At 71.4% G+C, this 23,921-nt stretch carries 19 protein-coding genes and 1 pseudogene; 12 read left to right on the forward strand and 8 right to left on the reverse strand.

Annotated features, from left to right (window positions below):
* Positions 1-404: 404 nt before the first annotated feature.
* The 6 genes from ACGFWI_RS14190 to ACGFWI_RS14215 all read left to right on the forward strand — a co-directional run bounded on the left by ACGFWI_RS14190 (position 405) and on the right by ACGFWI_RS14215 (position 6,803).
* On the forward strand, positions 405-1,325 hold the full coding sequence (locus tag ACGFWI_RS14190) for a sugar phosphate isomerase/epimerase family protein (protein ID WP_393906236.1): 921 nt from the start codon (positions 405-407) through the stop codon (positions 1,323-1,325).
* Between the two features lie 567 nt (positions 1,326-1,892).
* Entirely contained in the window at positions 1,893-2,912 is a 1,020-nt protein-coding gene (locus tag ACGFWI_RS14195) for a Gfo/Idh/MocA family protein (RefSeq protein ID WP_393906237.1), read from the forward strand.
* Positions 2,913-3,288: 376 nt separating this feature from the next.
* The gene (locus ACGFWI_RS14200; RefSeq protein ID WP_393906238.1) at positions 3,289-4,701 is read left to right on the forward strand and encodes a sugar porter family MFS transporter; all 1,413 of its coding nucleotides are present in this window, start codon (positions 3,289-3,291) and stop codon (positions 4,699-4,701) included.
* Positions 4,702-4,876: 175 nt separating this feature from the next.
* A complete protein-coding gene (locus ACGFWI_RS14205) occupies positions 4,877-5,242 on the forward strand; it encodes a peptidoglycan-binding protein (protein WP_393906239.1) in 366 nt (121 codons plus the stop codon).
* 346 nt (positions 5,243-5,588) lie between these two features.
* Positions 5,589-5,783 (forward strand): helix-turn-helix transcriptional regulator, encoded by a 195-nt coding sequence (locus ACGFWI_RS14210; RefSeq protein WP_393906240.1) that lies wholly within the window; start codon positions 5,589-5,591, stop codon positions 5,781-5,783.
* A 96-nt stretch (positions 5,784-5,879) separates the two neighbouring features.
* Positions 5,880-6,803: a 2-dehydropantoate 2-reductase gene (locus ACGFWI_RS14215; RefSeq protein WP_393906241.1), complete on the forward strand. Its 924-nt coding sequence runs from the start codon at positions 5,880-5,882 to the stop codon at positions 6,801-6,803.
* Between the two features lie 285 nt (positions 6,804-7,088).
* Here ACGFWI_RS14215 and ACGFWI_RS14220 read toward each other — a convergent pair whose 3' ends face one another.
* Positions 7,089-8,213, reverse strand: coding sequence for a LacI family DNA-binding transcriptional regulator (locus tag ACGFWI_RS14220; protein WP_393906242.1), 1,125 nt, complete (start codon positions 8,211-8,213; stop codon positions 7,089-7,091).
* A 367-nt stretch (positions 8,214-8,580) separates the two neighbouring features.
* On the opposite strand from ACGFWI_RS14220, the gene ACGFWI_RS14225 reads away from it, so the two are divergent.
* Positions 8,581-9,612: a Gfo/Idh/MocA family oxidoreductase gene (locus tag ACGFWI_RS14225; protein WP_393906243.1), complete on the forward strand. Its 1,032-nt coding sequence runs from the start codon at positions 8,581-8,583 to the stop codon at positions 9,610-9,612.
* A 244-nt stretch (positions 9,613-9,856) separates the two neighbouring features.
* On the opposite strand, the gene ACGFWI_RS14230 is transcribed toward ACGFWI_RS14225, so the two are convergent.
* Positions 9,857-10,468 carry a GNAT family N-acetyltransferase gene (locus tag ACGFWI_RS14230; protein WP_393906244.1) on the reverse strand — a complete coding sequence of 204 codons (612 nt, stop codon included), beginning with the start codon at positions 10,466-10,468 and terminating at the stop codon, positions 9,857-9,859.
* Positions 10,465-11,160, reverse strand: a complete 696-nt coding sequence (locus ACGFWI_RS14235) for a DedA family protein (protein WP_393906245.1) — start codon at positions 11,158-11,160, stop codon at positions 10,465-10,467. The genes ACGFWI_RS14230 and ACGFWI_RS14235 overlap by 4 nt, the downstream gene beginning before the upstream one ends.
* A gap of 227 nt (positions 11,161-11,387) precedes the next feature.
* On the opposite strand from ACGFWI_RS14235, the gene ACGFWI_RS14240 reads away from it, so the two are divergent.
* The gene (locus ACGFWI_RS14240) at positions 11,388-11,675 is read left to right on the forward strand and encodes a heavy-metal-associated domain-containing protein (protein ID WP_393906246.1); all 288 of its coding nucleotides are present in this window, start codon (positions 11,388-11,390) and stop codon (positions 11,673-11,675) included.
* A pseudogene (locus ACGFWI_RS14245) lies at positions 11,675-11,930 on the forward strand (heavy metal translocating P-type ATPase); the annotation flags it as partial. The gene ACGFWI_RS14240 and the pseudogene ACGFWI_RS14245, both read left to right, overlap by 1 nt.
* A 652-nt stretch (positions 11,931-12,582) precedes the next feature.
* On the opposite strand, the gene ACGFWI_RS14250 reads toward ACGFWI_RS14245, so the two are convergent.
* The 5 genes from ACGFWI_RS14250 to ACGFWI_RS14270 form a co-directional block, all read right to left on the reverse strand.
* On the reverse strand, positions 12,583-13,872 hold the full coding sequence (locus ACGFWI_RS14250) for a citrate synthase (protein ID WP_380906893.1): 1,290 nt from the start codon (positions 13,870-13,872) through the stop codon (positions 12,583-12,585).
* A gap of 176 nt (positions 13,873-14,048) precedes the next feature.
* On the reverse strand, positions 14,049-16,262 hold the full coding sequence (locus tag ACGFWI_RS14255; RefSeq protein WP_393906247.1) for an ATP-dependent RecD-like DNA helicase: 2,214 nt from the start codon (positions 16,260-16,262) through the stop codon (positions 14,049-14,051).
* A gap of 242 nt (positions 16,263-16,504) precedes the next feature.
* Entirely contained in the window at positions 16,505-17,365 is an 861-nt protein-coding gene (locus ACGFWI_RS14260; protein WP_393906248.1) for a sugar phosphate isomerase/epimerase family protein, read from the reverse strand.
* Positions 17,362-18,483 carry a dihydrodipicolinate synthase family protein gene (locus ACGFWI_RS14265; RefSeq protein ID WP_393906342.1) on the reverse strand — a complete coding sequence of 374 codons (1,122 nt, stop codon included), beginning with the start codon at positions 18,481-18,483 and terminating at the stop codon, positions 17,362-17,364. Before ACGFWI_RS14265 ends, ACGFWI_RS14260 begins: the two co-directional genes overlap by 4 nt.
* A 20-nt stretch (positions 18,484-18,503) precedes the next feature.
* Positions 18,504-19,655: a Gfo/Idh/MocA family protein gene (locus ACGFWI_RS14270; protein ID WP_393906249.1), complete on the reverse strand. Its 1,152-nt coding sequence runs from the start codon at positions 19,653-19,655 to the stop codon at positions 18,504-18,506.
* 150 nt (positions 19,656-19,805) lie between these two features.
* On the opposite strand from ACGFWI_RS14270, the gene ACGFWI_RS14275 reads away from it, so the two are divergent.
* From ACGFWI_RS14275 to ACGFWI_RS14285, 3 genes are all read left to right on the forward strand, one after another.
* Positions 19,806-20,813, forward strand: a complete 1,008-nt coding sequence (locus ACGFWI_RS14275) for a GNAT family N-acetyltransferase (protein WP_393906250.1) — start codon at positions 19,806-19,808, stop codon at positions 20,811-20,813.
* A gap of 198 nt (positions 20,814-21,011) precedes the next feature.
* Positions 21,012-21,875 (forward strand): sugar phosphate isomerase/epimerase family protein, encoded by an 864-nt coding sequence (locus ACGFWI_RS14280; protein ID WP_393906343.1) that lies wholly within the window; start codon positions 21,012-21,014, stop codon positions 21,873-21,875.
* A 165-nt stretch (positions 21,876-22,040) separates the two neighbouring features.
* Positions 22,041-23,879 (forward strand): glycoside hydrolase family 3 protein, encoded by a 1,839-nt coding sequence (locus ACGFWI_RS14285; protein ID WP_393906251.1) that lies wholly within the window; start codon positions 22,041-22,043, stop codon positions 23,877-23,879.
* The last annotated feature ends 42 nt before the right edge of the window (positions 23,880-23,921 follow it).

Raw genomic sequence — 23,921 nt, forward strand, 5'->3', positions numbered from 1 at the left:
GGATCACCCCGCCCGCCCCCGAAGACCGGGCCACCCGACCGAGGGGCCAACCCGCCGACCCCGGAAAACCAACCCGCACGACCGAGGGACCAGCCCGCCAGACCCGCAAAACCGCCCCCCCCCCCCCGACCGAGGGATCAGCCCACCAAGCAGGGAACCGACCACCCGACCGAGGAACCGATCCCCAGGCCGGGAAACCCGCCCGACCGGCGATGAACCGACCCACCAGGGCGGGGAATCCACACGACGGGCGCGCGCCCCGGGCGCCTCCCGAGCGACAAAGTCCTTAAGTCCTTATGTCAGGACGAAGTCTTGACACTCCCCGGGGCGGCAGAGAGGCTGTGCCCCACGACCCACCCCAGCGCCTCCCGGTCACCGCCGACCGGCGAGAGGAGAGCCGCAGCATGTCCGTTCCCCATGCCGCCCCGCCCGTCCTGGACCGCCTCCGCGTCGGTTCCGCACCCGACTCGTGGGGAGTCTGGTTCCCCGACGACGACCAGCAGGTCCCCTGGCAGCGCTTCCTGGACGAGGTCGCCGAGGCAGGCTACGAGTGGATCGAGCTCGGCCCGTACGGCTACCTGCCCACCGATCCTGCCGTCCTGCACGACGAGATCGCCCGCCGCAGCCTGAAGGTCTCGGCCGGCACGATCTTCACCTCGCTGCACCACGGCCCGTCCGTATGGGACAAGACCTGGGCACATGTCTCCGAGGTCGCCACCCTCACCCAGGCGATGGGCGCGGGACACCTCGTCGTCATCCCGTCCTTCTGGCGGGACGACAAGACCGCCGAGGAGATCGAGCCGCGCGAGCTGACCGTGGAGCAGTGGAAGCATCTGACCACCGGCATGGAGCGGCTGGGCAAGCGCGTACGGGACGAGTTCGGGCTGGACATCGTCGTCCACCCGCACGCCGACACCCATATCGACACCGAGGAACACGTCGAGCGGTTCCTGCACGTCACCGACTCCGACCTGGTCAACCTCTGCCTGGACACCGGCCATTACGCCTACTGCGGCGGCGACAGCGTCAAGCTGATCCGCACCTATGGCGAGCGGATCGGCTACCTCCACCTCAAGCAGGTCGACCCGGACATCCTCGGCGAGGTCGTCGCCAAGGGCACCCCGTTCGGCCCGGCCGTCAAGCAGGGCGTGATGTGCGAACCGCCGCTCGGCGTGCCCGCACTGCCGCCCGTCCTGGAGGCCGCCCAGGAACTGGATGTCGACCTCTTCGCCATCGTTGAGCAGGACATGTATCCCTGCCCGCCCGACCAGCCGTTCCCCATCGCCGAGCGCACCCGCCGCTTCCTGCGCTCCTGCGGCGCCTGAGCCGTCCGCGCCCAGATGCGCGCGCCGGGCACACGGAAACCGCTCATGCGGCAAGGGCCTCGCATGCGGCGGATGCCTCGCATACGGCGGGCGTCCCGCACACGGCAGGCGCCTCGCGTGCGGATGCCCCACATGCGGGCGCCTCGCCTGCGGGCGCGTCACACGCGAGCGCCTCGCACGCAGGAGCGTCACATGCGGGCGCCTCGCCTGCGGGTGCCTTGCCCGCTAGCGCCTCGACACGCATGCCTCGCGGGCACGCACCTCTACCTCGCGGGCGCGCACCTCACAGCGCGTGCCTCGATTCGCAGCTCGGCATGGGCGCCTCGACGGGCACGCATTGAGGCCGTACAGCTTGAGGCCGTGCGCCCTGCGGTCATGTGCCCTGCGGCCGTACGCCCTGAGGTCATGTGCCCTGCGGCCGTGCGCCTTGATACGTGCGCCCCAGGTATGTATGTCTCGCATGCATATGCCTCACGACGCCTCCTCACACCCCGGCAACGATTACGGAGAGTAATCAGTTCCCCAGGGTACATCACACGCTGTAGCACGTAAGGACTTGAGGACGACATGACTTCGCACGAAACGCTGGGTGTGGCGGTCATCGGCACCGGCCGGATGGGCGCCGACCATGTACGCCGGATCAATGAGGTGATCAGCGGTGCCCGGGTGGCGGCCGTGGTCGACATCGATGCGGACCGCATCAAGCACCTCGCCGACGGCATCGAAGGGTGCACCCCGTACACCGACCCGGCCGCCGCCATGGACGACCCCGCCGTGGACGCCGTACTGATCGCCTCCCCGGGCCCCGTGCACGAGGCGGCGCTGCTGGACGCCTTCGCGCGTGATCTGCCCGTGCTGTGCGAGAAGCCGCTGACGCCGGACGCCGCCTCCGCGCTGCGCGTCCTGGAGGCCGAGCAGGCGCTGGGTCACCGCCGCGTCCAGGTCGGATTCATGCGGCGTTACGACGCCGACTACCGCACTCTCAAGTCCCTTCTGGACCAAGGCACTTATGGCCGTCCGCTGATGTTGCACAACAAGCATCGCAACGCCGACACCCCGCCCGGCTTCACCAACGCGATGATGATCAATGACTCGGTGGTGCACGAGATCGATGTGACCCGCTGGCTGCTGGAGGAGGAGATCACCGCGGTCCGTGTGCTGCGCGCGGCTCCGACCGGAAACGCCCCGGAGGGCCTCAGCGACCCGCAGCTGATCCTCTTCGAGACCGCGGGCGGCCAGGTCGTGGACACCGAGCTCTTCGTGAATTGCGGCTTCGGCTACCAGGTCAGCTGCGAGGCGGTCTGCGAGGGCGGCACCGCGAGGATCGGCGATGACCACGGAGTGTTCAGCAACGTCGCGGGCCGCTGGGGCGGCGCCATCACCCCCGGTTTCGTGGAGCGCTTCGAGGAGGCCTACGACCGGCAGGTGCAGCACTGGGTGAACGCCACCCGGCGCGGCGAGGTCGAGGGCCCCAGCTGCTGGGACGGCTACGCCGCGGCCGCGGTGTGCGAGGCGGGCGTGCGGGCACAGACCACCGGCGAGCGCGTGACCGTCGACCTGATCGAGCGGCCCGCACTGTATCGCTGAGGCGCCGTATCGCTGAGGCGCCGTATCGCTGAGGCGCCGTATCGCTGAGGCGCGCCCCGTCCCCGGGCGGCCCGTACCGCCGAACGCCGAGCCGCCACCGAGCCACGCCGTCCCACCGAACGTCGAGCCACGCCGTCCCACCGAACGCCACCCACCACACGTCCCACCGGCGCGCCCCGCCCCGCCCCCAGGGGCGGCCCCTGCCCCCGGGCCGCGCCCGCCCTTGATCCACCGAAAGGCCCCGTTCCACCGAAAGGCCCCGCACCATGTACGACGTACCTCCCGACGCCACCCAGCTCCGCCCCGGCCCCATACCCCGGTATCCGTCCTTCGCCCCGGCCGCCGGGTTGGCCGGCCCGGCGTACCGGAGCTGACGATGGCGGCTCCGACCAGCCAGGTGGCGTCCGCCGGCCCGCGCGAGAGCGTGCGGGCCCGCAGCGCCAAGCGCTTCATCGTCGGCATCGCTGCCATTGCCGCCCTCGGCGGCGCCCTGTTCGGCTACGACACCGGAGTGATCTCCGGCGCCCTCCCCTTCATGGAGAGCCACTTCGGCCTCACCTCTCTGGGCGAGGGCATCATCACCAGCGCGCTGCTGATCGGCGCGGCGTTCGGTTCGCTGATCGGCGGCCGGATGTCCGATGCGCTGGGCCGGCGCAACTCCCTGTTGTGGGCGGGCGCCGTGTTCATCGGTGGTGCGCTGGCCGTCGCGCTCTCCCCGAGCGTTGCCTTCATGACCGTGGCGCGCTTCGTCCTCGGGCTCGCCGTCGGCAGCGCCTCCGTCATCACCCCGCTCTACCTCTCCGAGGTCGCGCCCCCGCACATCCGCGGCCGGCTGGTCTCCTTCAACTCGCTGATGATCGTCAGCGGTCAGCTGCTCGCCTATCTCATCAATGCCGTCCTGGCGCACTGGGCGGCCTGGCGCTGGATGCTGGGCCTTGCGGCGCTGCCCGCCGTGGCGCTGTTCATCGGGCTCTTCTTCCTGCCCGACACGCCACGCTGGTACATCAGCAAGGGCCGGCAGGACGAGGCGGCCCGGGTGCTGCACCGTACGCTGCCCGCCGAGGACGTTCCCGCCGAGCTGGCCCGTATCGACCGTGCCCGTGCCCTGGAGACCGACGCCAGGCGCGGTGCCTGGCAGCAGCTGCGCACACCGTGGGTGCGGCGGCTGCTGCTGGTCGGCATCGGGCTGGCGGTCGTCCAGCAGATCACCGGTGTCAACGCGGTCGTCTACTTCGCCCCCAAGATCCTGGCGTCGACCGGTCTGGGTACCGGCGCCTCGATCACCGCCACCATCGCCGTCGGGGCGATCTCCGTCCTGGCCACCGCGATCGGAATGTCCTTGATCGACCGGGTCGGCCGGCGGCCCATGCTGCTCTCCGGTCTGGCCGGTATGGCCGTCTCGCTCGCCCTGCTCGGCGCCGCGTTCCGCCTGCCGCACTCCACCGCCGTCAGCGCCCTCGTCCTCGGTCTGATGGTTCTCTACATGGCGTTCATGCAGGCCACCCTCAACACCGGTGTCTGGCTGCTGCTCGCCGAGATGTTCCCCCTCAAGGTGCGCGGACTGGCCATGGGCGCCGCGGTGTTCATGATGTGGCTGGTCAACTTCGGGGTCGCGCTCGCCTTCCCGCTGCTGCTCGATGCGGTCGGCGCGGGCACCACGTTCTGGTTCTTCGGCGTGATGTGTGTTCTGTCGCTGGTGTTCTGCAAGCGGTACGCACCGGAGACGAAGGGGCTGGCCCTGGAGGATCTGGAGCACGAGCTGCGCAAGGCAGCGACGAACGGGAGCTGACGGCGGCGATGGGGAGCGGCCGCAGCGAACGGGAAAGGGTCGCAGCGGAGGAGTGCGTACGGCGCTGAGCGAGAAGTGCTGAGCGAGAAGTGCTGAGGCGTCGCAGGAACCGCGAACCGGGCTCCCGGCGTCAATACGGGTGGAATCACATCCAACGGGGGAAACGGTGGAATTCGTGAATGCCAACGCTCTCAGCCATGCCGTCAAGCGCACGGCCGTCCTGACCGCGACCGCGGGTCTGCTGACCGCCGGACTGCTCACCGGTCCGGCGTCCGCCGACAGTCCGACCGGCGACCGGCCCGGCACGCTGGCCGCCTGTGCGTACTACAACGGGAACGCCCTCACCGTCTACGGTCAGCGCGGCGACCGCGTCTCGCAGGTGCAGTGCCTGCTGGCGAACCGCCGCTATCTCCCCTGGGGAGATGTGACCGGGTATTTCGGTCCCAAGACCCGGGCCGCGGTGAAGAAGTTCCAGTCCGGGCACCATCTGACCGCCAACGGCAAGGTCGACAAGAAGACCTGGCGGGCGCTCTACGCCTGATCAGCTTCGGGCGGCCTGCCGTCCGGCAGATCCGCGGGTAGGGGTGGCGGGTCGGTTTCCCAGCTGGGGGACCGGCCCGCCACACGGCTGTTTGCAGGGTGTTCCCCGGGCCGGGCGGGGCCGGCCGACGCCGGGCCGGACCGTCCCGCCCCCGTCACAGCCATCCGCCTCGCGTCACGGCTGTCACCGTTACGCGCGGCTTCCGTCACAGCCGATCAACAGCCCCTCCCCGATGGTTACTCGGTGTCGTTGTCCAGGCACAGGGTGAGTGATCACCAGGCCGTACGCAGCCCCCTGCCGGCTCCCCCGGGCCGACCCTGCGTACGGCGCTCAGGAGGTGGCAGAGATGACCGACCGCAAGCTCTGGTCGTACAAGGAGATCGCCGCGCACATCCGGGTGCAGCCGGACACCGTGCGCTCCTATCGCAAGCACGGGCTGCTGCCCGAACCGGATCTGGTGGAGAGCGGAAAACCGTACTGGTTCGCCGACACGGTCAGAGCGTGGGTGGCGCAGCGGCCGGGCCAACGCGGCCGGCGCTGAGAGCCACCGGACCGGACCCGGGCCCCGGAGCCCGGGCGACGCCGGGACCCGGGCGGCACCCACCCGTCAGGCTTCCCCGGCCTCTACGATCGAGGTATGCCCCGGACATCCCCAGCAGCGGCACCCGCCAGGATCGCGGTGATCGGCGGCGGCGCGATCGGCGGCTACACCGCCGCCCTTGCCCGGTGGGCCGGCCTCGACGTCACGCTGTGCGTCCGCAGCCCACTGGACGGTCTGAGCGTCGAGAGCGGCGGCACGGTCCGGCCCGCGGCGGTGCGTATCGTCACCGATCCGGCGCAGGTGACGCCGGTCGACTGGGTGCTGCTGACCACCAAGGCGCAGGACACCGCGAGCGCCGAGGGCTGGCTGCGGCGACTGTGCGGCCGGGACACTGCCGTCGCGGTGCTGCAGAACGGCATCGGCCTGGCGGAGCGTGTCGCTCCACTCGTTCCGCGAGGCACCCGCATCCTCCCCACCGTGGTCTACATCTCGGCGGAGCGCACCGCGCCCGGCCGGGTCCTGCATCACGTCGCCAGTGAACTCCATGTACCCGAGGGCCCGTTGGCCGACCGGTTCGCCGCGCTGTTGGACGGCAGCGAGCTGCGGGTGCACCGCGTTTCCGACTTCACCACGGCCGCCTGGCGCAAGTTGTTCACGAACCTCGCGGCCAACCCGATCACCGCCCTTCTCCAGCAGCGGATAGGGATCTTCGCCGACCCGGAGATGGCCGCGCTCACCCGCGATCTGCTGCGCGAGGCGGCCGTTGTCGCGCGTGCCGAGGGCGCGGACATCGGCGAAGCGGACATCGCCAGGACGCTTGAGCTGTACGCGACCGCTCCCCGGGACGGCGGCTCCTCGATGCTCTACGACCGCCTCGCGGGCCGCCCGCTGGAGCATGAGTTCCTCACCGGCGCGGTGGTCAGGGCCGGTGAACGGCACGGCATCGCCACCCCGTTGAACAGGATGCTGCTGACCCTGCTGCGGGCGGTGGACCGCGAACTGCGGGGCGGGACGGCGTAAGGCAGGACGGCGTCGGGCGGGGCGGCGTCGGGCAGGGCGGCGTAAGACGGGGACGGCATAGGCGTGGCAGCGTAAGGCGGACGGCATAGGCGGGCCGACGGGCGGGCCGACGGGGCCGGGGCGGGAGAGGGCAGGTCGGGGCCGCGCCGGAGGGGGCGGGGCATGCGGGCATAGAGCGGGCCGGGGCGTGCACATGTAGGGCGGCCGGGGCATGCAGGCGTAAGGCGGGCCGGGACATACAGGTCCAGGGCCGGACGGGTCCAGGCGAGGATGCCCGGCCGCGGGTCAGGCGGGCCGGGGTGGTGCCGTCGAGCCCCTGATCTCCAGTTCCGGGGCCACGAGTTGCTGCCCGGCCGGGGCGTCGGGGCGCTCCATGCGGTCCAGGAGGCAGCGTGCCGCCCGTCGGCCGACCTCGTGGCTGGCGTTGTTCACCGAGTTCAGCCAGAGGTGGCGGATGCGGGCGAGATAGGTGTTGTCGTAGCCGACGAGGGAGAGGTCGGCGGGGACGTCCAGGCCCAGTTCCTGGGCGGCGGACAGGGCGCCGACGCCGGAGATGTCGTTGAACGCGAAGACGGCGGTGGGGCGTTCGGCAGTGGGGCGTTCGTCAGTGGGGCGTTCGGCGGCGTGGTGTCCGGTGCCGCGCGAGGGGCCGAGCAGCCGGACGGCCGCACGATAGCCGCCCTCCTCCGTCCCGTCGCCGCTCTCCACGACGGTGCTCGCCGCCAGGCCGTGCGCGCGTACGGCGGCCTCGAAGCCTCGGCGGCGCAGCTCGCCGACCAGTCCCTGTCCGGCGATATGGGCGATCCGCCGGTGACCGAGGCCGATGAGGTGCTCGGTGGCGAGCCGGGCGCCGCGCTCGTCGTCGTTGGCGACGAGGTCGACGCGCGGCAGCCGGGGTTCGTGGTTGCCCGCGATGACGGTCGGCAGCCGCTCGGCGACCTCGGCGAGGCCTTCGGTGTCCGGGAGCGTGCCGACGACGACGATGCCGTCGACCCGCAGCTCCTGGAAGGTCCGGGCGAAGTCCTGGCCGGCCCGCCGGTCCAGCCGGGCGTCGACCATCAGCATCCGCAGACCGTGCGCCTGCAGCAGGGAGTTCAGGCCGTCGAGCACCTCGACGAACCAGGGGTTGCGCATATCGTGCAGCAGCACGCCGACGGTGTGGGTACGGCGTGCGACGAGGCTGCGGGCCGCGGCGTTCGGCCGGTAGCCCAGCTCCTCGATGGCTTCCAGCACGGCCTGCCGCCTGGCATCGCTGACCCGCGGTGAGCCCTGCAGCACGAGCGAGACCAGCGACTTGGAGACGCCCGCACGCTCGGCGACACCGCGGATCGTCGGATGCCGGTCCGCTCCCGGCCGCACACCGGACCGCTCGTCGGACCGTCCGTCGGTGGGCTGGTTGGACCGTTCCATAGACGGAAATCCTCCCATCGGCGCAGGTCGGCGTCAATGCACAACCGTATGCACCTGCAGAATGGTTGACATGCGGACATCAGGACATGCAGGGTGCCGGTGATGGCGCCCGTTGGACCGTTCCAAACGGCGGCGTGAGGGACACGGGCTTCCCGCGCTCTCCGCCCCTCACAGCCCCATTCCCCCCGTCACCCCACTCACCTCCCCCACTCCCCCGCTCCCCTCACCTCCGCTCCCCTCACCTCCGCTCGCCCCACTCGCTTCCGCCCCACAGCTCGCCCACTCCCCCGCCCCGCCCTCCCTCCCTCCCCCTCCTCTCCCTCACCCCCCTCGTCCGCACCTCCCCTCACCGGAAAGGAACCGAGGCATGAAGATCGGTCTGATCGGCACCGGGCGCATCGGCGCGTTCCATGCCCACACCCTGCTGAGCGTCCCGGGCGTCACCGGCATCGTCGTCGCGGATGTGGACACCGCGCGCGCCGCTTCGCTGGCGGAGACCCTGGGCGTACGGTCCGCCGCGAGCATCGAGGAGATGTACGCCGACGGCCTCGACGGAGTGGTGATCACCGCCGCGACCAGCGCACACGCCGCGCTGATCCACCAGGCCCTGGACGCCGGGGTGCCGGTGTTCTGCGAGAAGCCGGTCGCGCTGGACGTGCCGGGCACCGTCGGTGTGGTGGAGCGGGCGCAGGCCGGTTCCGTGCCGGTGCAGATCGGTTTCCAGCGCCGTTTCGACGCGGGCTACCGCACCGCCCGTGCGGCGCTGCACTCCGGCGAGTTGGGCTGGCTGCACACCCTGCGCGCCTGCACCAGCGACCGGACGCCGCCGCCCGCCGGCTATATCCCCACCTCCGGCGGGCTGTTCCGGGACTGCAGCATCCATGACTTCGACATCCTGCGCTGGCTCACCGGCCGTGAAGTGGTCTCGGTCTACGCCCAGGGCGCCAACCGCGGCGCGCCCTTCTTCGCCGACGGCGACGATGTGGACACCTGCGCGGCGCTGCTGCGCTTCGACGACGACACCTTGGCCACCATCACGGCGACCCGCTACAACGGGGCGGGCCACGACGTCCGGCTGGAGGTCTGCGGCTCCGAGGGCGCCCGCTTCGTCGGCCTCGACGACCGGGCGCCGCTGCCGTCCGCCGAGGCGAAGCTGTCGTGGCAGCGGGCGGCCGACCCGTACGCCACGTTCATGGAGCGCTTCCACGACGCCTACGTCACGGAGCTGGGCGTCTTCGCCGAAGTCGTGGCGGGGCGTGCGCCGAGCCCGTGCTCGCCGGCGGAGGCGCTGGAGGCGCTGTATATCGCCGAGGCGTGCGAGCGTTCGCGACGCACCGGCGAGCCGGTCGCCGTGGCGGATGTCCGGGCCACCGCCGGTACGGCGACTCCGCGCGGGTGAGCGCCCCGGGATCCCGTCGCTCCGGGATCCCGTCGACCTGGGGCCCGTCGCCCGGGATTCCGTCATCTGGGGGTCCGTCGTCCTGGGGGCCGATCTCCCGTCGCCCGGGGTCCCACCTCTCAGTGCCCGCCCCCCCGGGCTCCCGATCCCCTGAGGGCCGATTCCCCAGGGCCCGGTCCCCTGGGGAGCCGATCCTCCGGGCCCCCGGGCCCCCACCGTTCCCCCTCCACCACACTCCCCCGCCTCAACTTCCTTCGTCGGCACGGTCGTCGGCGCTGTCGTCCGCGCTGTCGTCGGCACGGCGGGACGCCGTTGGCTGCCCCGCTTCCGTGGTCAGGTCCAGCCGCCATTCGTTGGAGCGCATCATGTGCCCCTTCGGGTACTCGAAGGGGCACTCTCCCGCGAAGGTGAATCCCGCCTTGCGGCAGACCGCGTTCGACGCTGCGTGCTCCACGGTGGGGAAGGCATGCAGCGTGCGGTACCAGCCCTCGGCGGCGGCCGCCGCGATGACTTTGCGCGCCGCTGCCACGGCGACGCCCCGGCCCTGGAACTCGGGCAGCACGCCCCAGCCCGTCTCGTACGCCTTCTCGCCGCGCCGGCTCAGCTCCCAGAAGCCTATGGATCCGGCCACCGCGCCCTCGGGTTCGAGGATGATGCGGAACATCTGTCCCACCCCGCCGAGGTCGAGGTAGCGCGTATGCCGGGCGAGCAGTTGTTCCTCGGTCTCCGGGCCGCCCAGATGGTGGGTCATCTCCGGTGTGTTGGTCCTGTGCAGCAGTGCGAGGTCGGCCGTCGTCCATGGCTCGATCCGCACCCGCGGCGAATCCGAGTCGTCACTCTCAGTAATCAGGGTCATGTCTGAACTGTAAGGGCTCCCACTGACAATCCGGCGGGCGCGGCGGCTGAGGCCCGGCCGCCCCACCCCTCGCCGCGACCTTCGTCGCCCTCCTTGGGCGTCCCGCCGCTCTCGCCCTCGCCGCGTTCCTCCGGCCGTTCGCGCAGGGTGCGGCGGCGGGCGGCCCACTGGATCGTGGCGCCGACCGCGGCGACCGCGCAGGAGACGCCGAAGCCGATGCCGGCGGCGTAGAGCGGGCGGCCGGTGGTGGCGCTGCCGACATAGCCGAGGCCGACCGAGTACGTCGCCCAGGTCGCCTCGGCGATAGCGGCGCCGAGCACATATTTGCGCAGTGGGTAGCGCAGCACGCCGGATGCCAGGGCGCCGGCGATCCGGCCGCTGGGCAGGAACCGTACGGCGATCACGAACGGCAGGCCGTAGCGCTGGATGTGGTGGGAGGTCCATTCCAGCAGGGCCCGGCGGCGGGGGTTGCGGCGCATCCAGCTTCGTACGGGTTCGCCGAACCGCCGTGCGGCGAGGTACATCAGAAGGTCTCCCAGTAGTGCGCTGCCGCCGACGATCAGCAGGATCAGAGGAAGGAACAGGTCGCCGCGGGAGGCGAGTACGCCGACGGAGACGAGCAGGGCGGAGTTGGGGATCAGTGGTGGCAGCGTGGTGAGCACCAGCAGGCCGTAGAGGGCGAGTACGTCCATACGGCCGCCTCCTCGGATCCACCCCGAGCCCCTCTCCCAGGCTGACGTGTGGTGGGGCGCACGGCAACGTGATGGGCGCGGCGCAAGGCTGGATTGTATACCCCCTAGGGGTATACAGTGCTTAAGGTCGGGAGACACCGGAAGCCGCCGGGGCCTCTCGCGGTGCGCCCCGGCACCCCGACACTGGCATCACACGGACCACATCGGCACCACAAGGAGAATCCCCCATGGCCGAGAACAGCGCCTGCTGCACCCCCGAAAGCTCCCGCCACTCCGGCGGCACCGACGTCCAGGTCGGCGAGGTGACCACCACATACAAGGTCACCGGCATGACCTGCGGTCACTGCGAGGGGGCGGTGACGTCCGAGATCGGCGAGCTCGCCGGGGTCAGCTCGGTGCAGGCGGTCGCGGCCACCGGCCTGGTCACCGTCACCTCCAAGGCACCCCTGGACGAGGAGGCCGTGCGGGCGGCCGTCGACGAGGCGGGCTACGAGCTCGTGGGGGAAACGACCTGATCCCGGTGTCCCCGTCCACCGCACAGGCGCAGGTCGAACTCGCCGTCGGCGGGACGACCTGCGCCTCGCGCCGCGCGTCGAGAAGAAGCTCAACCGCATGGACGGCGTGACGACCACGGTCAACTACGCGACGGAGAAGGCGAAGGCTCGCACGAGGGCGGCGTCCAGGTCGGGGATCTGATCGCCACCGTCGAGCGGATCGAGCGGACCGGGTACACGGCACTGTGCCCCCCGCGCCGCCGCCCGAGCCCGCGGCACCGCCTCGCCGACGAGCGGGACGCCATCGGCCGGCGCGGGCCACGCTGGGGAATCCGTTCCGGGCGTTCGGCTACCTCGTCGCGGCGCTGCCGCCGGCGGGGGCGGCCGGATTCCTCAACCCGATGATCACGGGCGCCGCGGTGGCGTTCCCTTCGGTGGATCCCCCCACGGGTCCAGCTTCGTGGTTGCCAACAGCCTGCGGCTACGAAATTTCACATAGCCCTTACAACTGACACAACACCCATACCCGAGAGCCTTGATCTCCAGATCGAGGCCCTTGACCACATTCGCCCCTATATGGCAAGAGACCCAGATCACACTCATCGGAACGTAACCATTGAGGGGGGTCGTGAGTCTAACCGGGCAGTGCAGGCACCCCGGCGGGGCTTGCACTGCAACAGCCGTGCCGATCTTGGGGGATCGCGCCCGGCTACGCGTGGCCGGGGCGACGCGCCCGGGGAGCTTTGAGCGGCCCTCCCGAATGTGCGCGTCCCGGCAGATCGCGGTGCAACCCGAAACGCCCGGACGGATCCCGTGGGGGGAATCCAACCGGGACACGGGAAGCGCCCCGCACTCAGGACCCGTGGGGGGATCCGGAGGCGGGGCGCTTTCTCTTTGCGCGGGGTGGCCTGCCCTCAGGGGGCGGCGGTCAGCGCTCCTCGACCGGCACGAAGTCGCGCTCGACGACACCGGTGTAGATCTGCCGCGGACGGCCGATACGGGAGCCGGGCTCCTTGATCATCTCGTGCCACTGGGCGATCCAGCCGGGCAGCCGGCCGAGCGCGAAGAGCACGGTGAACATCTCGGTCGGGAAGCCCATGGCCCGGTAGATCAGGCCGGTGTAGAAGTCGACGTTCGGGTAGAGCTTGCGCTCGACGAAGTAGTCGTCGGAGAGCGCGTGCTCCTCCAGCTTGAGGGCGATGTCCAGCAGCTCGTCGGACTTGCCGAGGGCGGAGAGGACGTCGTGCGCCGCCGCCTTGATGATCTTCGCGCGGGGGTCGAAGTTCTTGTAGACGCGGTGCCCGAAGCCCATGAGCTTCACGCCGTCTTCCTTGTTCTTCACCTTGCGGATGAAGGAGTCGACGTCGCCGCCGCTGGCCTGGATGCCCTCCAGCATCTCCAGCACGGACTGGTTGGCACCGCCGTGCAGGGGGCCCCACAGGGCGTTGATGCCGGCGGAGATCGAGGCGAAGAGGTTCGCCTGCGAGGAACCGACCAGGCGGACCGTGGAGGTGGAGCAGTTCTGCTCGTGGTCCGCGTGCAGGATCAGCAGCTTGTCGAGGGCGCTGACCACCACCGGGTCGAGGTCGTAGTCCGCGGCGGGCACCGAGAAGGTCATACGCAGGAAGTTCTCGACGTACCCGAGGTCATTGCTCGGGTAGACGACCGGGTGGCCGACCGACTTCTTGAACGCGTAGGCCGCGATCGTCGGGAGCTTGGCCAGCAGCCGGATCGTGGAGATGTGGCGCTGCTGCTCGTCGAACGGGTTGTGGCTGTCCTGGTAGAAGGTCGACAGCGCGCTGACGACCGAGGACAGCATCGCCATCGGGTGGGCATCCCGGGGGAAGCCGTCGTAGAAGCGCTTGACGTCCTCGTGGAGCAGGGTGTGGTAAGTGATGTCCTGCTTGAAGTTCGCCAGCTCATCGACGGTGGGCAGCTCACCGTGGATGAGGAGGTACGCGGTCTCGACGAACGTGCTGCGCTCTGCGAGCTGCTCGATCGGGTAGCCGCGGTAGCGAAGAATCCCGTTCTCACCATCGAGATAGGTGATCGCGGATTTATACGCCGCGGTGTTGCCGTAACCGGAATCCAGGGTCACCAGACCGGTCTGGGCGCGCAGCTTCGAGATATCGAAGCCCTTGTCGCCAACGGTGCTGTCGACGACCGGGTAGCTGTATTCGCCGTCCCCGTAACGCAGTACTACAGAGTTGTCGCTCACGTCATCCCTCACCGACGTTGTGCCTCTTCTTCGAGGTGCCCTGACTGCCTATACCTTCCCCCATTTGGGCCTTGGATGTGCACTCGGGGTCGGCCATAGGGCCTCACAGCGGCACTCAGTGCCGCCTGAGCGCCCATCCTGCCCCCCTTCGCCCCGAATACGAAAGAGGAGTGACCTCACATCGCACCGGCGAGCCGGTGATCGAGCGCCGTACACCGCCGACCGGCGGATACCGTGCGGACGGCCTGCCCCAGGGCCTTACGGGAGCCGACCAGCACCACCAAGCGCTTTGCCCGGGTCACAGCGGTATACAACAAATTGCGCTGCAGCATCATCCAGGCACTGGTGGTGACCGGAATCACCACCGCTGGATACTCACTACCCTGCGAGCGATGGATCGTCACGGCATAGGCGTGGGCGAGTTCATCGAGTTCGTCGAAGTCATAGGGAACCTCCTCGTCCTCGTCCGTGCGCACGGTCAGCCGCTGTTCGTCGGAGTCCAGGGCGGTGACCACGCCGACCGTGCCGTTGAAGACGCCATTGAGTCCTTTCTCGTAGTTGTTCCTGATCTGGGTGACCTTGTCGCCGACGCGGAAGACCCGGCCGCCGAAGCGGCGCTCGGGCAGATCGGGGCGGGCGGGGGTGACGGCCTGCTGGAGCAGGCCGTTCAGGGCGCCCGCACCGGCCGGGCCGCGGTGCATCGGGGTGAGGACCTGGATGTCCCGGCGCGGGTCGAGGCCGAACTTCGCCGGGATCCGGCGGGCCACGACATCCACCGCCAGCCGTCCGGCCTCCTCCGCGTCCTCTTCGGCGAACAGGAAAAAGTCCGTCATCCCGGTGGTCAGGGGCGGGATGCCGGAGTTGATGCGGTGGGCGTTGGTGACCACCCCGGACTGCTGGGCCTGCCGGAAGATCCGGGTCAGCCGGACGGCCGGGACCGGGCCGGACCCGTCGAGCAGATCGCGCAGCACCTCGCCCGCGCCCACCGAAGGCAGCTGGTCGACATCCCCGACCAGCAGCAGATGGGCGCCCGGCGGCACCGCCTTGACCAGCTTGTTGGCGAGCAGCAGATCCAGCATCGAGGCCTCGTCGACGACCACCAGATCGGCGTCCAGCGGCCGGTCCGCGTCATAGGCGGCGTCCCCGCCGGGCTTGAGCTCCAGGAGGCGGTGGACCGTGGAGGCCTCCGCGCCGGTCAGCTCCGAGAGCCGCTTGGCCGCCCGGCCCGTGGGCGCCGCCAGCACCACCTTGGCCTTCTTGGCGCGGGCCAGCTCGACGACGGACCGGACGGTGAAGGACTTGCCGCAGCCCGGCCCGCCGGTGAGCACCGCGACCTTCTGCGTCAGCGCCAGCCGGACCGCCTGCTGCTGCTCGGGGGCCAGCTCGGCGCCCGTCCGCCGCGCCAGCCAGGCCAGCGCCTTGTCCCAGACGACGTCCCGGAACGCCGGCATCCGGTCCTCGTCCGTGCGCAGCAGCCGGGTCAGCCGGCCGGCCAGGGAGATCTCGGCGCGGTGGAAAGGCACCAGGTAGACGGCGGTGACCGGCGGTGCGCCGTCCGCGCCGCCCGGCACCTGCTCGCGGACCACCCCCTCCGGGTCGGCGGCCAGTTCGCCCAGACAGTCGATGACCAGGCCGGTGTCCACCTGGAGCAACTTCACCGCGTCGGAGATCAGTTGATCCTCGGGGAGGAAGCAGTGGCCCTGGTCCGTGGACTGCGACAGCGCATATTGCAGGCCCGCCTTGACCCGGTCCGGGCTGTCGTGCGGAATGCCCACGGACTGGGCGATGCGGTCGGCGGTCAGGAACCCGATGCCCCACACGTCGGCGGCCAGGCGGTAGGGCTCGTTGCGGACGACGGAGATGGAGGCGTCGCCGTACTTCTTGTAGATCCGCACCGCGATGGAGGTGGACACACCGACGCCCTGGAGGAAGATCATGACCTCCTTGATGGCTTTCTGTTCCTCCCACGCCGCGCCGATCATCTTCGTCCGCTTGGGGCCCAGCCCCGGTACTTCGACCAGGCGCCGGGGCTCGGTCTCGATGACGTCGAGGGTGTCCGTGCCGAAGTGTTCGACGATGCGGTCGGCGATCCGCGGGCCGATGCCCTTGATCAGGCCGGAGCCCAGATAGCGGCGGATGCCCTGGATCGTGGCGGGCAGGACGGTGGTGTAGTTCTCGACGGTGAACTGCTTGCCGTACTGGGGGTGGGAGCCCCAGCGGCCCTCCATGCGCAGCGACTCCCCCGGCTGCGCCCCGAGCAGCGCGCCGACGACGGTCAGCAGATCGCCCGCGCCGCGCCCCGTGTCGACCCGCGCGACCGTGTAGCCGCTCTCCTCATTGGCGTAGGTGATCCGCTCCAGGACCCCTTCGATCACGGCTGCGTTGACCATGAACAGACCGTACCGCCGGGGTCTGACAGCCTGACACCGCGCCGGGAGGCGGGACGTCCGGATCACCATCGAGGGGCCCGTCCGATGGTCGGGCCCCTCGATTTCCCCCTCCACGCCGGCCCCGGATCCCCCCCGGGCCCCTCCCCTTCGGGACCAGCGTCAGCTATGACCTTTGTGGACGGCCAACGGTTGCGCGCATCCGCTGAGTTATTTCTCCGGCACGCGCTGTGCGTCGTGCCTCGTCAGGCCACATGCGTCCGGAAGCGCTCCACGATCTCGGCCAGCACTTCCGTGCCGTCCCGTGCCCACAGCGCCGGGTGGAAGATCTCCACCTCGATGGGCCCCCGGTAGCCGGCTGCCTCGACCCGCTCCCGGAACCACCGCAGATCCACCGCGCCGTCCCCGAGCTGCCCACGCCCCAGCAGGACGCCCTCGGGCAGCGGGGTGACCCAGTCGGCGAGCTGGAAGGCGGCGATCCGCGAGCCGGCTTCCCCGCCGGTGCCGCCCGCGCGGCCGATCTGGGTGCCGACGGTGTCGTCCCACCACAGGTGGTAGGTGTCGACGACCACGCCCACCTGCCCGACGGGGAACCGCTCGGCGAGGTCCAGCGCCTGGGCGAGGGTGGAGACCACGCAGCGGTCCGCCGCGTACATCGGGTGCAGGGGTTCGACCGCCAGCCGGACGCCCCGCTGTGCGGCGTACGGGCCCAACTCGCCCAGTGCGTCGGCGACCCGCTCCCGGGCGCCGGACAGATCCCGGCTGCCGGCCGGCAGTCCGCCGGAGACGAGGACCAGGGTGTCCGTCCCGAGGGCGGCCGCCTCGTCGACGGCCGCGCGGTTGTCGTCCAGGGCGGCCGCCCGCTCGCCCGGGTCCAGCGCGGTGAAGAACCCGCCCCGGCACAGACTGGTGACCCGCAGCCCGGCGTCCCGTACGAGCCGGGCGGCCGCGGCCACCCCGTACTCCTGTACCGGGGCGCGCCACAGCCCCACGCCCCGTACGCCGGCCCGCGCGCAGCCGTCGGCCAGTTCGGGCAGCGACCACTGCCGCACGGTCTCCTGGTTGAGGCTGAGACGGTCGAGGAGGCGGGAGGTGCCGTCGCTCATGCGTCCTCCGCCCCGTATACCGCGAGCAGTTTCCGCATCCGGTGGGCGGCGAACTCCGGGTCGGGGAACAGGCCGAGCCCGTCGGCCAGTTCGTGGGCGCGCCGCAGGTGCGGCAGGGAGCGGGCCGACTGCAGACCGCCGACCATGGTGAAGTGGGACTGATGGCCCGCCAGCCAGGCAAGCCAGACGACGCCGGTCTTGTAGTAGCGGGTGGGTGCCTGGAAGAGGTGCCGGGAGAGCGCGACGGTGGGGTCCAGGACGGCCCGGTATCCCGCGGTGTCCCCGCGCCCGAGGAGGCGTACGGCTTCGGCGGCGGGCGCGGCGAGCGGGTCGAAGATGCCCAGCAGCGCATGGCTGAAGCCGTGGTCGTCACCCGCGATCAGCTCCGGGTAGTGGAAGTCGTCGCCGGTGTAGCAGCGCACCGTCGCCGGCAGCCGGCGGCGCAGCCGTACCTCGTGGGCGGCGTCCAGCAGGGAGACCTTGACGCCGTCCACCTTGCCGGGGTGGTCGGTGATGAGGGTGAGGAACGTCTCCGTGGCGGCGTCGAGTTCGCCGCTGCCCCAGTAGCCCGCCAGCGCCGGGTCGAACATCGGGCCGAGCCAGTGCAGGATCACCGGCCGGGTGGCCTGGCGCAGCAGGTGGCCGTAGAGCTCGCGGTAGTCCTCCGGGCCGGTGGCGGCCGCGGCCAGCTGACGGGACGCCATCAGGACCGGGCGGCCGCCGGCGTCCTCGACGAGCCCGAGCTGTTCCTCGTACGCGCCGCGGATGCGGGCCAGGGACGCTTCGTGCGGCGGCAGTTGGTCGGTTCCGGCGCCGCAGGCGAGCAGGCCGCCGACCGCTGCGGCCTCGGCGGCGGAGCGGCGGATCAGCTCGGCGGCGGTGCCCCAGTCCAGGCCCGCACCGCGCTGTGCGGTGTCCATCGCCTCGGCCACGCCCAGGCCGTGCGACCACAGGTGGTGCCGGAAGGCGAGGGTGGCGTCCCAGTCGACGGCGGCCGGGCCGTCCGGGGAGGTGTCGGCGCGGGGATCGGCGACCACATGGGCGGCGGCGAAGACCGTACGGGAGCGCAACGGGGGCCGCGCGGACGCCGGTCGGGTAACGGAGCCGGCGACGGGCAGGGAGGGGTCCGCCGGCGCGTTCACCGGCCCCACTCCGGTACGTCCAGGCGGCGGCCCTCCGCCGCGGACCGCATGCCCAGTTCGGCGAGCCGGACGCCGCGGGCGCCCGCCGCCAGGTCCCAGCGCCAGGGCTCTTCGCACACGACATGCCGCAGGAACAGCTCCCACTGCGTCTTGAACGCGTTGTCGTAGGCGTCGTTGTCGGGGACCTCGTGCCACTGCCCGCGGAACGGCTCGGACGCCGGCAGGTCGGGGTTCCAGACCGGCTTGGGGGTGTGGGCACGGTGCTGGACCCGGCAGTGGCGCAGCCCCGCGACGGCCGACCCTTCGGTGCCGTCGACCTGGAACTCGACCAGTTCGTCGCGGTGCACCCGGACCGCCCAGGAGGAGTTGATCTGGGCGACGATGCCGCCGGGCAGCTCGAAGATGCCGTATGCGGCGTCGTCGGCGGTGGCCTCGTACGGGGTGCCCGACTCGTCCCAGCGGCGCGGGATGTGCGTGGCCAGATGCGCCTGGACGGTTCTGACCGGCCCGAACAGCTCGTGCAGGACGTACTCCCAGTGCGGGAACATATCGGCCGCGATGCCGCCGCCGTCCTCGGCGCGGTAGTTCCAGGAGGGGCGCTGCGCCTGCTGCCAGTCGCCTTCGAAGACCCAGTAGCCGAACTCGCCCCGTACGGACAGGATGCGGCCGAAGAAGCCGCCCTCGACGAGGCGGCGGAGCTTGCGCAGGCCGGGCAGGAAGAGCTTGTCCTGGACGACGCCGTTCTTGACGCCCGCCTCCTGGGCCAGCCGGGCCAGCTCCAGGGCGCCCGCGAGGCTCCTCGCGGTGGGCTTTTCGACGTAGAGGTGCTTTCCGGCGGCAATCGCTTTCTTCACGGCCGCCTCGCGGGCGGCGGTGACCTGGGCGTCGAAGTAGATGCCGATGGTGTCGTCGCCCAGTACGGCGTCGAGGTCGCAGCTCCAGTGCTCCAGACCGTGTCGTTCGGCCAGTGCCCGCAGCTTGGGCGCGGTGCGGCCGACGAGCACCGGTTCGGGCCAGATCACCGTCCCGTCGGCCAGTTCGAGGCCGCCCTGTTCCCGCAGGGCGAGGAGGGAGCGGACCAGATGCTGGCGATGCCCCATGCGTCCGGTCACGCCGTTCATGGCGATGCGTACGGTCGTGCGTGTCACAGCCCGGCCCCTCTCGCTCACAGCAGGATGGGAATCACGCTTCAGTGAAGCGGCCGCCGGGCGGCCTGGCGACGCCGCGCGCCGAATTGACGGTGGTCGAATCGGCCTCCGCCGCCTACCCTTGACTCAGTCAAGGGTGAGGGGTTGGCCATGATCACCGGGACACCGTCCGGCACGACATCCGGTCCGCCGTCCGGCACGCCGCGCGGGGCGGTGCCCGACGCCGCGGCCGACGTCCGTGAGCTGCGCAGATTCAACCGCTTCTATACGAACCTGATCGGCGCCCTCGACTACGGGCGGCATCTGTACACCCCGTTCACCCTCACCGAGGCCCGGGTGCTCTACGAGGTCGCCAACCATCCGCGGGTGGACGCCGCGGATCTGCGTGCCTCGCTGTCGCTGGACGCCGGTTATCTCAGCCGGCTGCTCGGCCGGTTCGAGGACCGCGAGCTGATCATCCGCGGCAGGTCCGAACAGGATCCCCGGCGGCAGCGCATCACGCTGACCGAGGGCGGCCGGGAGGCGGCCGGCGTACTGGAGGAGCGTTCCCAGGACGCCGCGGGGTCGCTGCTGAGACAGCTGCCGGCCGGTGACCGCGCCCGCCTGGTGGACGCGATGCGCACCATCCGCGCCCTGCTCGACGAGCGCGCGGAGCAGCCGGCCGAGGACCGCAGGCCCGAGGTCGGGCTGCGCACGTCCGGCCCCGGGGACCTCGGCTGGATGGTGGAGCGCAACGCCACGCTCTACGCCGCCGAGTACGGCTTCGATCTGAGCTATGAGGCGCTGGTGGCCCGGATCGTCGCGGAGTACGCCGAGGACTTCGACCCGCGCTGGGACCGCACCTGGATAGCGGAGCTGGGCGGGGAGCGGGTGGGCGCGGTGATGTGCGTACGGGACGGCAGGCCGGGGGTGGCCAGGCTGCGGCTGCTGCTCGTGGAGCCGGGCGCCCGTGGCCACGGGGTGGGGTGTCAACTCGTCGACGCCTGTGTGGAGTTCGCACGGGACGCCGGGTACGGCGAGATGGTGCTGTGGACCAATTCCGTCCTCGGCGCGGCCCGCGGCATCTATCAGCGGGCCGGATTCGAGCTGGTCGCCGAGTCGCCGCACCACAGCTTCGGGCAGGACCTGGTCGGCCAGGACTGGCGGCTGGCGCTGTAGGGCCACGGGCGGCCGGTTCTGTGAGACCGCGGGCGGCCGGCGCCGTGAGGCCGCGGGGGGCCGGTGCGGGCACGGGGGGCGATGAAGGCGCGGAGGGCGGGAAGGACGGGAAGGACAGCGATGACGTAGATGACGTGAGCGACGCGAAGGAGCACGGGCATGGCCACCACGGACCGCGCGGACGGCGGGACCCCTGCGATGCGGTATGCGTTTTCGACCCTCGGTGTGCCGGGGATGCCGGTGGCCGAGGTGCTGCGGCTGGCCATCGATGCCGGGTATCAGGGGGTGGAGCTGCGGGCCCATCCGGAGGAACCGGTGCATCCGCTGATCGGGACGCGGGAACGGGCCGCGGTGCGCGGACAGTTCGCGGACGCCGGGGTGGAGATCCTGGCGGTTGCCGGGTACGCCCAGGTCGCCGCCGCCCGGGATGCGGCGGGCGAGGAGGAGCTGGCACACGAGCTGACCGAGCTGGTGTTCCTCGCCGCCGATCTGGGGGCGCCGTACGTCCGGGTCTTCCCCGGCGGCGGGGACCGGCCGGCGGCGGAGGCGGACGCGGACGCCGCCCGCCGGCTCGCCGCGGTGGCGCCGCTCGCGGCCGAGCGGGGCGTCCGGGTCCTGATGGAGACCCATGACTCGCACCGGACGGGCGCGGCCGCCGCCCGGGTGCTGGGGCTCGTGGGCCATCGCCGGATCGGGGCGCTGTGGGATGTGATGCACAGCTGGCTGGGCGGCGAGGAGCCCGTCGACACCCATGCCGCGCTCGCCCCGCATCTGGGCTATGTGCAGGTCAAGGACGTCGCCTCGGCCGAGGAGCGCACCCCGCTCCCGCTCGGCGCCGGCACCCTGCCGCTGGCGGCCGCGCTGGCCACCCTCGGCCCGGAGCCCGCGGATGCCCACGGTCCCGTGCCGGCCCCCGAGGGCACCTATGACCAGGGCTCGGGAGGCTGGCTCTGCTGGGAGTACGAGAAGCGCTGGTACCCGGAGGCGGCCGACCTCCCCGCCCTCCTGGCCCCGGGCCGCGCCTACCTCCAGCAGCTCCTCGGCCGGCCCGCCGTCTCCTGACCGCGGGCCTTTCCGCCCGACGTGCCATCACATATCCCCGCCCGCCCCGCAATACCTGGGCGCCACCACGGATCGAGTCATTGACCGACAATAGTTTTCCGGCTATCCGTGTCTCCTTGGAAGTTTCCTTCAATGAGCCGAGGAAGCCCTCCGGAAGGAGCGCACATGCACTCCAGACGTACCGTCCTGACCACCGCTGCCGCCGCTGCCGCCGCCGCGGGCACCGCCGCCGCACACGCCGCGGTGCCCTCCATCGGACACCAACCCTCCTCCCCCGCTTCCGCCCCCTCCGCCGCCACCCGGGCCCGGCTGCGCCGCCTCATCTCCCGTATGACGCCGGAGGAGAAGGCCGGGCAGCTCTTCGTCATGCGGATCTACGGGCACTCCGCCACCGACCCCGACCCGGCCGATGCCGCCGCGAACCAGGAGGAGATCGGGGTCGCCAACGCCGCCGAGCTGATCGCCAAGTACCACGTCGGCGGCATCATCTACTTCGGCTGGGCGCACAACACCCGTGAACCGCACCAGATCGCCGACCTGTCCAACGGCATCCAGAAGGCCGCCGCCGCCCAGCGCGTCCCCGTCCCGCTGCTGATCTCCACGGACCAGGAACACGGCATAGTGGCCCGCGTCGGCGCACCCGCCACGCTCTTCCCCGGGGCGATGGCGCTCGGCGCGGGCGGCTCCCGCGACGATGCGCACACGGCGGCCGGGATCGGCGGCCAGGAGCTGTACGCCATGGGCATCCGGCAGGACTACGCGCCGGACGCCGATGTCAACGTCAATCCCGCCAACCCGGTCATCGGCGTACGGTCCTTCGGCGCGAACCCGCAGGCCGTGTCCCGTATGGTGGCCGCCGAGGTGAAGGGCTATCAGGGCGCCGGGGTCGCCTCCTGCGCCAAGCACTTCCCCGGGCACGGCGACACCGACACCGACAGCCATGTCGGGCTGCCGTACATCCACCACACCGCCGAGGAGTGGGAGCGGCTGGACGCGCCGCCCTTCAAGGCCGCGATCGCCGCCGGGATCGATTCGATCATGACGGCGCACATCGTCGTGCCCGCCTTCGACCCGAGTGAGGACCCGGCCACCCTCTCCCGTCCGATCCTCACCGGCATTCTGCGCGAACGCCTCGGCTACGACGGTGTGGTGGTGACGGACTCCCTCGGCATGGAGGGCGTCCGGAAGAAGTACGGCGACGCCCGGGTGCCGGTGCTCGCCCTCAAGGCCGGCGTCGACCAGCTGCTGAATCCTCCGGACCTCTCCGTCGCGCATGCCGCCGTCCTCAAGGCGCTCGACGAGGGCGAGCTGGCCGAGCGGGACCTCGACGCCAAGCTGCTGCGCATCCTGCTGCTCAAGGAGCGGCGCGGGCTGTTCAAGGACCCGTACACCACCCACCACGCGGTGGACCGGGTGGTCGGCACCCGCAGTCATCTCGCCACCGCGGACCGGATCGCGGACCGCACCACCACGCTGCTGCGCAACGACACCGGGATCCTGCCGCTGTCCCGGCGACGGGAGCGCCGGGTGCTGGTGGCGGGCGTCGATGCGGCCGCGCCGTCGGGCACCGGCGGGCCGCCCACCACGGTCCTGGCGAAGGCCCTCACCGAGCTGGGCTTCACGGCCACCGCGCTCTCCACGGGCGCGGCGCCGACCCAGCAGCAGATCGACGAGGCGGTGGCGGCGCTCGGCGAGCGGGACGCGGCGGTGGTGGCGACGTACAACGTGAGCGCGGACTCGAGCCAGCGGAAGCTGGTCACCGCGCTGCTGGCCACGGGCAAGCCGGTGGTGCAGCTGGCGGTCCGCAACCCGTATGACATCGCCCAGCTGGACGGTGTCAGGGCGGCCCTGGCGAGCTACTCCTGGACGGATGTGGAGCTGCGGGCGGCGGCCCGGGTGATCGCCGGCCGGCGGGACCCGGCGGGCAGGCTGCCGGTCGCGATAATGCGCGCCGACGCCCCGGCGCAGCCGCTCTACCGCATCGGCCACGGTCTGACGTACTGAGCGAGGCAGGCGCGGGACGGATACGGACACGGCGCGCTCCCC

Source organism: Streptomyces sp. NPDC048434, from assembly GCF_043200375.1.
Lineage (GTDB): Bacteria > Actinomycetota > Actinomycetes > Streptomycetales > Streptomycetaceae > Streptomyces.